This window comes from Chryseobacterium rhizosphaerae, from assembly GCF_003385455.1.
Lineage (GTDB): Bacteria > Bacteroidota > Bacteroidia > Flavobacteriales > Weeksellaceae > Chryseobacterium > Chryseobacterium rhizosphaerae.
In genome coordinates this window covers 265,302-278,062 of the sequence record NZ_QNUF01000002.1, presented here as the reverse complement: position 1 = coordinate 278,062, position 12,761 = coordinate 265,302, and the positions used below count along the sequence as shown (strand labels likewise).

At 36.6% G+C, this 12,761-nt stretch carries 14 protein-coding genes; 11 read left to right on the top strand and 3 right to left on the bottom strand.

Translation table 11 applies throughout. The features are described 5' to 3' along the window. The first annotated feature begins 43 nt into the window (after positions 1-43). The 8 genes from DRF57_RS02815 (at position 44) to DRF57_RS02780 (ending at position 8,239) form a co-directional block, all read left to right on the top strand. Positions 44-601: a DUF4919 domain-containing protein gene (locus tag DRF57_RS02815; RefSeq protein ID WP_228450308.1), complete on the top strand. Its 558-nt coding sequence runs from the start codon at positions 44-46 to the stop codon at positions 599-601. Positions 602-625: 24 nt separating this feature from the next. Continuing rightward, positions 626-1,912 carry a cation:proton antiporter gene (locus tag DRF57_RS02810; RefSeq protein ID WP_084086385.1) on the top strand — a complete coding sequence of 429 codons (1,287 nt, stop codon included), beginning with the start codon at positions 626-628 and terminating at the stop codon, positions 1,910-1,912. Positions 1,913-1,937: 25 nt separating this feature from the next. Continuing rightward, the gene (locus DRF57_RS02805; RefSeq protein ID WP_084086386.1) at positions 1,938-2,657 is read left to right on the top strand and encodes a DNA alkylation repair protein; all 720 of its coding nucleotides are present in this window, start codon (positions 1,938-1,940) and stop codon (positions 2,655-2,657) included. Positions 2,658-2,791: 134 nt separating this feature from the next. Next, on the top strand, positions 2,792-3,460 hold the full coding sequence (locus DRF57_RS02800) for a hypothetical protein (RefSeq protein ID WP_115916783.1): 669 nt from the start codon (positions 2,792-2,794) through the stop codon (positions 3,458-3,460). A gap of 17 nt (positions 3,461-3,477) precedes the next feature. Next, entirely contained in the window at positions 3,478-5,496 is a 2,019-nt protein-coding gene (locus DRF57_RS02795) for a hypothetical protein (protein ID WP_115916781.1), read from the top strand. Then, on the top strand, positions 5,497-6,732 hold the full coding sequence (locus tag DRF57_RS02790; protein WP_115916779.1) for a hypothetical protein: 1,236 nt from the start codon (positions 5,497-5,499) through the stop codon (positions 6,730-6,732). Between the two features lie 31 nt (positions 6,733-6,763). Next, positions 6,764-7,102 (top strand): DUF6122 family protein, encoded by a 339-nt coding sequence (locus DRF57_RS02785; protein WP_174772363.1) that lies wholly within the window; start codon positions 6,764-6,766, stop codon positions 7,100-7,102. Between the two features lie 66 nt (positions 7,103-7,168). Further along, positions 7,169-8,239: a calcium:proton antiporter gene (locus DRF57_RS02780; RefSeq protein WP_047484586.1), complete on the top strand. Its 1,071-nt coding sequence runs from the start codon at positions 7,169-7,171 to the stop codon at positions 8,237-8,239. 64 nt (positions 8,240-8,303) lie between these two features. Here DRF57_RS02780 and DRF57_RS02775 read toward each other — a convergent pair whose 3' ends face one another. Further along, a complete protein-coding gene (locus DRF57_RS02775) occupies positions 8,304-8,684 on the bottom strand; it encodes a group III truncated hemoglobin (RefSeq protein ID WP_047484588.1) in 381 nt (126 codons plus the stop codon). Between the two features lie 157 nt (positions 8,685-8,841). Between DRF57_RS02775 and DRF57_RS02770 the strand changes: the two genes are divergently transcribed. The 3 genes from DRF57_RS02770 (at position 8,842) to DRF57_RS02760 (ending at position 10,730) form a co-directional block, all read left to right on the top strand. Beyond that, positions 8,842-9,813, top strand: coding sequence for an ion channel (locus tag DRF57_RS02770; protein WP_047484590.1), 972 nt, complete (start codon positions 8,842-8,844; stop codon positions 9,811-9,813). After that, positions 9,814-10,302, top strand: coding sequence for a YkgJ family cysteine cluster protein (locus DRF57_RS02765; RefSeq protein WP_047484592.1), 489 nt, complete (start codon positions 9,814-9,816; stop codon positions 10,300-10,302). It begins immediately after the preceding gene. A 113-nt stretch (positions 10,303-10,415) separates the two neighbouring features. After that, positions 10,416-10,730: a hypothetical protein gene (locus DRF57_RS02760; RefSeq protein ID WP_047484594.1), complete on the top strand. Its 315-nt coding sequence runs from the start codon at positions 10,416-10,418 to the stop codon at positions 10,728-10,730. 43 nt (positions 10,731-10,773) lie between these two features. On the opposite strand, the gene DRF57_RS02755 is transcribed toward DRF57_RS02760, so the two are convergent. Then, positions 10,774-11,142: an iron chaperone gene (locus DRF57_RS02755; RefSeq protein ID WP_047484596.1), complete on the bottom strand. Its 369-nt coding sequence runs from the start codon at positions 11,140-11,142 to the stop codon at positions 10,774-10,776. Between the two features lie 130 nt (positions 11,143-11,272). After that, positions 11,273-12,631, bottom strand: coding sequence for an NADP-specific glutamate dehydrogenase (gdhA, locus tag DRF57_RS02750; protein ID WP_047484598.1), 1,359 nt, complete (start codon positions 12,629-12,631; stop codon positions 11,273-11,275). Between the last annotated feature and the right edge of the window lie 130 nt (positions 12,632-12,761).

The window sequence follows — 12,761 nt, the reverse complement described above, 5'->3', positions numbered from 1 at the left end:
ATTTTTTTCGGTTTTTGGCTTCAGTCAGAAATCAAAAATTGATATGAAAGCTATTGAGAAAAGTCTAAACAAGAATGATTCCCCGTACAATTATGAAAAACTTATTTTTAAGTACAAGGGACTTCCAAGATCTTTAGACAGTATAGAATCTCAGTATCTTTACTATGGAAGGAATTTTAGAACGGATAAAATTATCACCTCGGATGACCGCTTTAAGAGCCTGGCAGAAGCTTTTAAACAAAATAATTTTGAAGACTGTATAAAGCAGGGGAAAGCCTTGTATGGTACAGATCCTACCAATCTCGATATTCTGCTGATTCTTCTCAGAGCTTATGATTCTATCAAAGATGGAAACAATTTTATGCACCACTTGAATCAGTTCCGTTCATTAGCGGATGGAATAAAAAGCTCCGGAGATGGTAAATCTGAAAAAACGGCTTATCTGGTTAATTCCGTGGGAGACGAATATATTTTGCTGAATATTTTGAAAATTGGGCAGGATTATACCAGAGGTTCAAAACCTTCCAAAGACGGAATGTTTGACATCTGGGAAAAAGAAGGGGTTAAAACCTATATCAAAGTACTTTATTTAGATTCATAAATTAATTAATTTAAAAAACACTTAGTGGAGTTATATTATTCATTCTCAGCATTAATCGTATTAGCATCAATATTCGCCTATCTTAACTATAGGTTCCTTAAACTTCCAAGTACCATCGGAATAATGGTTATTGCCATTGTGGTTTCTATTTTCCTGGTGTTGTTCGGAGAATCGGTTCTTCCAAGAACCTTCGGACATCTTCACAACCTGATGAACAGTATTGATTTTACAGAGGTTCTGATGGGAGCAATGCTTAATTTTCTTCTTTTTGCAGGAGGAATTCATATTAACATCAATGATCTTAAGGAGCAGTTTAGGCCGGTATTGATATTTTCTACGGCGGGTGTTGTCATTTCCACTTTTGTTGTAGGTTTTGGAATGTTTTACTTACTGCCCTATGTAGGAATTAAACTTCCTTTTATTTTCTGTCTGGTATTTGGAGCATTAATTTCTCCTACGGATCCTGTAGCAGTTCTGAGTGTTCTGAAACAGGCTAAGGTTTCCAAATCACTCGAAACAAAAGTAGCCGGTGAATCTCTTTTCAATGACGGTATGGCGGTTGTAGTCTTTACAGTGGTTTTACAGCTGGCAGTCGGAAAAGAAGTGGATTTAAGTGTTGAAAATATCGGATTGCTTTTGCTTCATGAAGCGGGAGGAGGCATTTTACTTGGGGTTTTACTGGGATGGGTTACTTCCAGGCTGATGCGTGAAGTGGATGATTATATTATTTCCGTATTGGTAACGCTTTCTGTGGTGATGGGTGGTTATCTTATTGCAAGACAAATGCATATTTCCGGTCCGTTGACGATGGTTGCGGCAGGATTATTTATGGGGAATTTTAACAGGAGTTTCAAAATGAAATCTGTTACGCAGGATTATTTGATTAAATTCTGGGAACTGATTGATGAGATCCTGAATGCTGTATTATTCCTGTTTATCGGGTTCGAACTTTTGATGATTAAAGATCTGAAACACTTTATGATTCCAGGAGTATTAGCCATTGTCGTGGTTTTGTTTGCCCGGTTTATTTCCATCTGGGGACCTACGAAATTCACCTCTTTGAGGCGAAGCTTTAGTCCGCAGACCGTAAAAGTACTGGTTTGGGGAGGAATCCGTGGTGGGGTGTCTATCGCACTGGCGATGTCTATTCCTAAAAGCGAATACAGTGAGATCATTCTAAGTATCACATATTGCGTGGTAGTATTCTCTATTATTGTTCAGGGGCTTACTATTGCCAAAGTTGCCAATCCTAATAAGATCGCAAAGGAAGAAGAAGAACAGGAGGCGGTGGTGCAGGAAGACAAAGCTTAATATGTCACACTAACAGCAGTTCAATATGAGTAGTATTGTCAAAGAAATACAGGAGGCATTAGCCGTTTTATCAATTCCTGAGAAAGCTGAATTTTTTCCAAGATTCTTCAAAACCGGAAAGGGAGAATATGGAGAAGGAGATTTGTTTTTAGGAGTGACGGTTCCGGATCAAAGGTCTGTAGCTAAAGAATACTATTCAAAAATCAACTTAAAGGAATTAAGCGAGCTGTTGGCCTCGGAATATCACGAACACAGGCTCACGGCTCTCTTTATGCTGATTTCAAAGTTTGAAAAAACAAAAGATCAGGCAATGAAAGATGAAATAGTGGTTTTCTATCTTCATCATCTTCCCTATGTTAACAATTGGGATCTGGTGGACTCAAGCTGCTATAAAATTCTGGGCAGATATGCCTTCGAAAATCAGAAAGAATACCTTCTGAGAGACCTTTCAGAATCTGAAGAAATGTGGCATAAGAGAATTGCCGTAGTGGGAACTATGCATTACGTAAAAAAAGGATCATTTGATCTTACCAAAGAATTGGTGACCAGAAACCTGAAACATACCCATGATCTGATGCATAAAGCAAACGGATGGCTATTAAGGGAAATGGGGAATAAAAATGAAAGAGAATTAATCAGTTATCTGAATCTGTATTATAAAGAAATGCCGAGAACTTGCCTTCGGTATGCTATTGAAAAGCTGGACGAGGATCTTCGCCAGAATTATTTGAAAGGACAAATCTGAAAAAAACGGAAACAATAATAGCATCATTGTATGTCTTAAAAAACTACCTGAAAACAGCTATTTATGTCCAAAAAATCAAAGACTGTAAGGATTTAAGGCCGAAATTGAGTAGTTTTGTTGTCTTAAACCCAAACATGAAAAATATTCTTAAGCTATGTATTCTGTTTTTGCCTTTACTATTGCTGACAAGTTGTTTTGATATTTTAGACAAGATTAATCTAAAAGCTGACGGAACAGGGGAGTATACTATTATTCTTAATGCGAGCAAAAGCAAGACACGACTCGCTTCAATTTCTAAAATGGAAACGATTAATGGAAAAAAAGTTCCCAAGAAGTCAGAAATTGAAAATAAAATCAATGAAGCCGCTAAAATTTTTAAAGGAACACCGGGAATCACTAATGTGAAGACTTCGATGGACTTTGATAATTATATCATCAAGCTGAGCTGTAATTTCAAGAAAATTGAAAACATCAATGCCGGGCTAGAGAAGCTGAAAGCTCAGAATATACTGGGTAAAATGATCCCTACACAGATCTACAGTCAGAATCTTGAGAAAAAGGTATTGACGAGAAACAAAGTGAATACATTCAAAACGGATTACGACAAGATGAGTAAAGCCGACAGAGAAGTCTTTAATGGTGCTAAATATACTTCTGTAATGCAGTTTGAAAGTGCTGTGAAATCTCAGACCAATACCGCTTATCAGCTTTCTCCAAATAAAAAGGCCATAAAAATGGACGCTGATATCTTAGATGTAATTCTTCAGAAAAAACAATTACAAAATACAATTCTTTTCCAATAAATTTCTAACATTCAACCATGAAATCTATAGTTTTAAAAATACAGAAAATTATTTTCTTAGTCTTTGGTTTTACCATGGCTTTAGCCCAAAATAGTATGAAAGTTCCGAATGATGTCGTATTTTATATGGAAGTCAATGGGAAACAACTTAATAACAAAATCAATTGGAATAAACTTAATCCTTTGCTGCATGAGCTAAGCAAAAAGAGCAAAGAAAAGCCTTCATGGACGGATTATTCTAAAACCGGAATTAAATATGATGCTGTTCAGTATCACTATGCCAGTTTTAATGATTCTATCAAGACCTATCATACTCATTTTATCATCGATAATAAAGAAAAATTTCAGGAATTCATTAATTCCGTGAAGAAAAAAGGACAGGAAACGTCCCAAAAAAATAATTACTCTTACGTTGATATAGATGATGATATTTTTGTTGCATGGAATGGAAGCCGTGCAGTTCTTAGCATGATCAGCTACACTAAACCCTATAAAGACCTTTGGAAAGATGAAGCGGCAACAGTTGCGGACAGTGTTGCCATCGCGGTTGATAGTGCTGTTGTTGACACAGTCTATGCCGAAGAATTGGAAAAGCCGTTTGATTATAAAGACGAAATAAAAATTCTCAAAGAAGATATTAAATACCTGAGAGAAAGCATCAAAGATAATAACACGGAGATTGCAAGAATTCAGAAGGATATCAAATACCTGCAAAAACACCATCAGTATCCTAAAGAAAAAGAGAATGTTTTGAGTCCGGAACCAGAAGTAGAGGAAAATTATGGTCCGGAGTATGATGACTCTGAGTCTGATAAAGCTTACCAAAAAGAACAGGATTCTATCCGCAGAGAGAATTTCAAGATTGTAAAAAAATATGCTGAAGCTCATTTTGACAGATATTTCAGCTCCAACCTGGAAGTGGAAGCTTCTAAAGAAATGTTGACTTTCAAAGATGCGAATTCTGATGTTTTCGTCTATACGGACTACGGAAAAATCGTTAATGACGGAATCTACGGTAAAGCGATGAAACGCTACGATTTTGGACAGGTTTTCCAGAATATGTACAACTCAAACTCTGCTTATAACTTATACTTTGACAAGGATAAAGTAAAGCTGGTGAATAATTACCAGCATAAAAATGCTGAGATGCAAAAAAATATTTCGTCAATTTATAAAGGAAAAAAGAACAGAAAGCTGCTGGACCTTATCAATGAAAAGAGTATCGGGTACTATGCCGTTAATGTAAACGGAGGGAAAGTTTTTGATGCCATATACAGTCTTATTCAGGATTCGGGAGATGCGAAATATAAAAATGAAGTAGAGCTGATCATGGAAACGATGAAAATTGTTTTGGATGAAGAAGCCATTACTAAAATAGCCCCAGGAAACGGAATTTTTGTTTTGAATGAGCTGAAATCGAAAAAAGTAGACTATACTGATTATGAATATGATGAGGACTATAACGAAAAGGAGGTTAAGAAAACCAAAGATGTAGCAGTTCCTAATTTCACGTTTGCATTTGCTACAGAGAATGAAGGCTACTGGAACCGTATTTTCAATGTATTGACAACGAATAAAAAGCTGGCTAAAAACTTCTCGAAAGTAGGAAACTTTTACGCTTTTAAAGACGATAAAAAAGAAGGATATCTTGATCAGTTGTTCTTTATTGTAAAAGATGGTGTGGTCTATCTTACGAGTTCTCAGGATAATATCACTACTAACAGTCAGTCTGAAGTTTCCAGAAAATGGGCAAAAGATTCATCCAGATATCCTTTGTCGGGAAGGTTGGATCTTCAGAAACTTCTAATCGGTTTAGATAAAGAGTTTAAAAGTCCTTCAGAAAGAAAAACAGTGGATCTGTTTAGAAAAAATGTAGGAGAACTGTATTATAAAACCGAAGTGAAAGGTGAGAGCATACAAACAGAAATGGACTATAATATTAAAAATTCTTCTGAAAACAGTCTGATGTATTTCTTTGATCTGTTTAATGAGATTTTTAAAATAAAAGATTCAGAGAAAAAAACACCGGTATTGTAGATGAATAAAAAGAAAGTTATTGCCCCGTTAATTCTGTTGCTGGCTGTTACCGTTTATTTTGTACTTTTCTATAAGGACAAGAAGCTCAGGTTTATTCCTGAAAACGCTGATGCAGTTATTTTAATAGACGTAAAGAATCTGACGAGGCAATATATTTTCAGCCTGATCACGCACCCTTCACAATGGGGTAGTAAAACAAAAGGGAAAACTTCAGCTTCCCTAAAAGATTCGGGAATTAAAATCCCTGATTTTTTACAGATTTTCCACCTTAAAGGCGGGCGGGCTTCAGAATGGTATAGTATCATAGAACTTAAAGACCCGCAGAAATTTACTGCGTTTTTAAAGCAGCAAAAGTTTGTCAGTAAAGGAAAGAATATTTTCCAAAAGGATCATATTTTTCTAAGTATAGAAGGTGAAAACTGTATTGTAGGAACCTCCGGTTCAGGTCTTGGACTCATAGACAAACAGGTTTTTCAGACTTCCTTCAAAAGCATTTTAAATGCAGATCAGTTTATTCAAAATACAGCAGGGAGTATTTCTTTTCTTGCAGGGCAGAAAATCCAAAATTTTTCCATTGAGCTGAAAGATGATGAAATTGAAATAAAAAACAACTCTAATCCGGAAATAGTCAATGCGATTGTCTCGAAATTACAGCAGGAAAATCATTTTTTAGAAGCAGAATTAAATGCTGACAACATAAAAAACTATACTCATTTTTTTGGTGTAAATAAAGGAGATTCACTACAGATCAACCATGTTAAGGTAACTGCAGATCTTGAGCAGGTAAATGATACCATTATCACGTATGGTTATGATGATAACTTTAACGAGATTGAAACAAAAGCGTATCAGAAGATTATACAGCCGAACTATATTATTGATTTTCAAAGCCGGGTTCCTGAAAAAACCTGGGTGTATTTTCAAACTAAAAAATGGATCAATGCCCAGGATCAATTCACAGCTATTCCTTTTCAGCCCAATAATGCCAGTAGAGATACTGCCGGAATTGTTGTAAGGTCTACCAGAAAACCAATACAGCAGTCTCCAAAACTTGAAAAAAACTATGTCTTCATCAGAAACAGTGAAATGCTGTTCTCTTCTTTAAGTACGCTAAGTAAAACTGAAAAAAGAATCATTTCTGATATAGATTATGTCTTTTATGGTAATGAAGCTCAAAATTATTGGGTCAAAGTAAAGGCGAAGAATGGAAAATTACCCTTAATTTTGCGATGGTAAAATCTTTCATCCTAAAAATGACCCTATATTAATGGCTCCATCAGAAGTTCTCTTGCTAAAACAAATCACTCATTATTTTTTACACCTGGTTTTTCCGGTGTTTATTGCGCTGATTTTTTTTCGTAAAAACTGGAAAAAGGCATATCTTATTATGCTGGCTACGATGCTTGTAGATATGGATCACCTTTTTGCCAATCCCGTATTTGATCCATCAAGAAACAGTATAGGTTTTCATATTTTACATTCCTATTATGCAATTGCAGTATATGTTTTGATGCTGTTTTTTAAAGGGAATGTCAGAATTGCGGCCGTTGGGCTTTTGTTTCATATGCTGACGGATTTTCAGGACTTTACCCTGTGGGCTCATTAAAATATCATTAATATTTCCTTTTAACCTTCCGAATTTTATAGATTTTTCGTATTTTGTAATCACTTTATGAGATTCAAAGAACTTTTACATTATACTTATATTTTTCCTGTCCTTACGGTCGGTTACTATTTTTCCGGACTCATGGGAGGTGGTGTTATATATGACATCATTGCGGGGATTTTTCTTATTGGAAGCGTTTTATCGGCAGTACATCATGCCGAGGTTGTCGCTCATAAAGTAGGAGAGCCTTTTGGAAGTATCATTCTGGCTTTATGTATCACCATTATTGAAGTGGCACTCATCATCTCACTGATGGTAGCCGGCGGAGATCAGGCGATCACGCTGGCCAGAGATACCGTTTTTGCCGCAGTAATGCTTATCCTGAATGGAATTTTAGGTATATGTATTCTGGTAGGCGGCGTAAAATACCATGAACAGTTCTTTGCAAGAACTTCTGCCACCACTTACCTGGTGAGTATCGTTTCCATTCTGGTGCTGACCCTTGTGCTTCCTAATTTTACTTCCAGTGTCAATGGTCCTTTTTATAATGAAGCACAGCTTATTTTTATTTCCATTGCCTGTCTCGCTATTTACGGAGTATTCCTGATGGTACAGACAGTACGCCATAGAAGCTATTTCATCGTTCCTGATGAGCATCCTGAAGAACATTATATTCCCACATTAACGAAGACATTCATAAGCTTTGCCTTTTTGGTGATTTGTCTTATCATTGTCGTTTTAATGGCAAAAGGACTTTCGAATACGATTGAAGAGATGGTACAGAGTCTGGGAGCTCCAAAGTCTTTGGTAGGGGTAATTATTGCTGCTGTAGTGCTTCTTCCTGAAGGAGTTGCCGCCATACGTGCTGCGAGAGCGAATCAGATACAGTCAAGTTTAAATCTGGCGTTAGGTTCGGCGCTGGCAAGTATAGGGTTGACGATTCCGGCGGTGTCAGCGGTATGCATCATGTATGACATCCCATTGGTACTGGGATTGGACAAAAAAGATATTATCCTGCTTTCTTTATCCGTATTTATTGTCATGCTTTCGTTGAGCAGGGGAAAAACAAATATCCTGTACGGAACCGTTCTTTTAGTCAATCTGGCAGCCTATATCTTTACGGTAATTGTTCCTTAAGAAAAGGGGAATTCTTTATGGGTAAAGCTCTTCGCTGAAATTTTATTCCAAACTTGGAATTGTACTAGAGTCTTCTGGCTAATTCCATTTTAAATGCCATTAATTTGGCAATGTTTTCAGATTTGTAGATGGCCATGTCGGCATTTTCACCCACAAAGTTTTCTTCAATAGTGGTTCGCCAGAGTTTCAGCCATTGATCAAAGTGTTTTTGTTCCATAGCCTGCAGCTCATTGATGGGGAAATGTACACCCATGGGATTTCCTTTATACGTCATCTGTCCAAAAAGAATAGATTCCCAAAAAGAATACATTTTCGGAAGATGCTGATCCCAATTTACTTTGGCAATATCATTAAAAAAGAATCCAATAGTTTCATCTTTAACAACTTTGGTGTAAAATGAATTGACAAGGTGCTCAATATCTTCTCTTGACTCCAGCTTTTTCATATTTCAAATGTACTGCAAAATCAATTTAAAAATCAAATCATAAGATTGATAAATTTCATGAAAACAATATTTTATCTTTGTACCGAAGTAAAGACGAACAGAAGATTTGCTGATTCAAAAATTCCTGAGGTTCTTTAACTGAGAAAAAATACAGAAAATGACAAGAGGATTCAGAAAAAAAATCCGTCAGAAAAATACGGAAAACAGTGGCTTCGGAAGTAATGCATCAGGAAGATTTATCAATAAAGATGGGCTCCCGAATGTTCAGAGAACCGGGGTGAACGTTTTCAATAGGTTAAGTTGGTATCATACGATGCTGAACTTGTCATCCTTCCGCTTTATTTCCTATCTGGTTGTAGCCTATATCCTGATTAATCTGGTATTTGCAATGATCTATTATATCATTGGAGTAGAACATCTCACAGGAATAGATAAGAGTGATCCCCTTAACGAATTTATTGACGTGTTCTTCTTCAGTTCACAGACATTTACAACAGTAGGGTATGGGAGAATTGCCCCTGTGGGTTTTATGGCCAGTTTAGTGGCTACTTTCGAGGCTTTTTTAGGATTGCTTACCTTTGCCATCGCTACCGGACTTTTTTACGGGAGATTCTCAAGACCCAGGGCTTATTTAAGATTTTCTGATATTGCTGTCATTGCCCCTTTTCAGGATGCCGCAGCATTGATGTTCAGACTTGCACCATATAAAAACAATGCCCTTACGGACGCTGATGTTATAGTGTCCGCTGCAATTGAAGTGATTGAGAATGGTGTTCCCAAAAGCAATTTTTATAGATTAGAGACCCATTTAAGCAAAATCAATACCCTGGCATTAAACTGGACGGTAGTTCATAAAATAGATGAAAATTCACCGTTTTATGGATTTTCAGAAGAAGATTTTAATGCTACAGATATCGAGCTTATTGTTCAGGTTCGTGCGTTTGATGAAGTTTTCTCCAATACAGTCGTTCAGAGGTCTTCCTATGTGACGGGAGAAATTATTTACGGAGCCAGATTTGTTCCCATGTATTATCCGAATAAAGATAATCAGACAACAATTTTAGATCTGGATAAAATTAATGAATATCAAAAGGAAGAACTTACCGCTTCGGTAAGAAATAAAGAATAAATGGACTTAGATTTTTATAAAAAACAGGCTTTACAAAAGCAGAAAGAACATAAAAAGTTTTTGGATGGATTAAAGAAGAAACCTCCCAAAAATCTGGATTATGTGGTTCAGGAAACCCATGAAGAAGTTTTTGAAGAGATAGACTGTTTGCAATGTGCCAATTGCTGTAAAACAACCGGACCTTTATATACTGAAAAGGATATTGAACGTATAGCAAAACACCTGCGAATGAAGCAGGCGGATTTTGAAGCGAAATTTCTGAGGGTGGATGAAGATAACGACAAAGTACTGCAGAATCTTCCATGTTTTTTTCTGAATAATGACAATACCTGCTCTATCTATGAAGTAAGGCCGAAAGCCTGCAGAGAATACCCTCATACCGATCGTAAAAAGATTTACCAGATCAATCATCTGATGCTGAAAAATACAGTGATCTGTCCGGCTGCTTTTGAATTTGTAGAAAAAATGATGAAAAACATTACGAAATAGGATATTTTACTAAATCCTCTTAAATAATTATAAAGTACGTTAAATAAGACCTTTATGGATAATTTTATAAATGATGTGTCGTTTAGTTTAAACAATCATTTAAATATTACATTATGAAAAAGTTATTTTTAACGGCAGCGTTTACATTAGTCGGAGTAATCGCAGTATCGGCTCAAACACAAACACAGAAGCCAGCCGAAACTACTACTAGTAACCAAACGACAACTCAAACACAACAACAGAGTCCACAGACTACCACAGACTGGAGTACCTCATCAACAACCAGCGGGCAAAAACAAACAACTACAGCCGATGCTTCTACGGCTACTCCTGCAGCGGATGCTACAGTAAGTACGGGAAGCACTGCGGAAGCGACTAAGCCTGCAGAAGCAACTAAAGAAGAGAAGAAAAGTAAAAAGAAAAAGTAAAACATTTTAGTAAACACCAGAAGGAATCCTGAAATCTAGTATTTCAGGATTTTTTTTGATCGATTTCTATGATTCTGAATGCTACTATCCTTCGGATTAAATCAAGAGGTAAATCCTTTGTAATGGGAAACTGTACCGCTCCTTTCGAAAACTTGTAATTTCCTTCTTTAAAATCCTTCTCAAAGGTTTTTATCCCTTCAGCACCAGGGTAAAAGCCAATATGATTCTTATATGCTGCAAAATAGACCAATGGCTTTCCTTTATATTTGAAAGCCGGCATTTGGTAGCCTATATACTCTTCCAGGTCAGGAGACTGAGCAAGGATGTTTTTTCTCAGTTCCTCTAATTTCTCCTGAGTTTCTTCCGGAAACAACAGGAAATATTCGTTGGTATTTTTGAAGGTGTTTGTCATAAAATAAAAATAAAAAAAGTGCTGCATATAGCAGCACTTTCTCCTTTCACTTTTTACTTTTTTCCCATTATCCCGGGAACAGGCTGTATCAAAAAAGGTCGGGATTTTTTCCCAACCTTATATTTTTATGTTATACAACTCCCTGAGCCAACATTGCTTCTGCTACTTTTACGAAGCCGGCAATATTTGCACCTTTTACGTAGTTTACATAACCGTCTTCGTCTTTTCCGTAGTCTCTACAAGCTTTGTGGATACCGATCATGATCTCCTTTAATCTTGCGTCTACTTCTTCAGAAGTCCAGTTTAAACGGATAGAGTTTTGAGTCATCTCCAGTCCTGAGGTAGCAACACCTCCAGCGTTGGAAGCCTTACCAGGAGAGAATAATACTTTATTATCAAGGAAATAGTTGATGGCATCCAGTGTAGAAGGCATGTTAGCTGCTTCAGTTACACAAAGACATCCGCTTTCAACCAATTTCTTAGCGTCTTCTAAATCTAATTCATTCTGAGTTGCAGAAGGGAAGGCAACATCACACTTGATGTCCCAAGGACGTTTCCCAGCGTGGAATTCAGCAGAAGGATATTTTTTAGCATAATCTTCAGCTCTGTTGTTTCCTGAAGATCTTAATTCTAATAAATAATCAATTTTCTCTCCGCTAATACCGTCTTTATCATAGATGTATCCGTCCGGTCCTGAGATAGTTACCACTTTAGCACCTAGTTCAGTTGCTTTTTTGATAACTCCCCAAGCTACGTTTCCGAAACCTGATACCGTTACTGTTTTACCTTTGAAATCTTGTCCGATCGTCTTAAGCATCTGCTCAGCGAAGTATACTACACCATATCCGGTAGCTTCAGGACGGATCAATGAACCTCCGTAAGCAAGACCTTTTCCGGTAAGAACTCCTGTAAATTCGTTTCTAACTTTCTTATATTGTCCGAATAGGTATCCGATTTCTCTTGCTCCTACACCGATATCTCCAGCAGGTACATCCGTTTCAGGACCAATGTGCTTACATAACTCTGTCATGAAAGCCTGGCAGAAACGCATTACTTCCATATCAGATTTACCTTGTGGGTCAAAATCTGAACCTCCTTTACCACCACCCATTGGAAGGGTTGTTAATGAGTTTTTGAATACCTGCTCGAAAGCTAAGAATTTAAGAACAGATAAGTTAACTGTAGGATGGAAACGAATTCCCCCTTTGTATGGTCCAATAGCAGAGTTCATCTGAATTCTGAAACCTCTGTTAACCTGGATCTCTCCTTTGTCATCAACCCATGGAACTCTGAAAATAATGATTCTTTCAGCTTCAGCCATTCTTTCAAGCAGCTTCATTCCGGTATATTCTTTTTTGGTAGCAATGAACGGAATTACTGTTACGGCAACTTCTTTTACAGCCTGTAAAAATTCCGGTTCGTTAGGATTTTTTGCTTCAATTTTTGCAATAAACTCTTGGATTTTCTGGTCAATATTATATTGTTCCATATATTAAGGTTGAATATTATTGTCAACAAATTTAATTTTTTTTTCAAGATTCACAACACTCTATTTTAACATTGTTGAAAATTAAATAATAATGTTTCAGAATATTATTAAATTAATAATTTGCTATTAA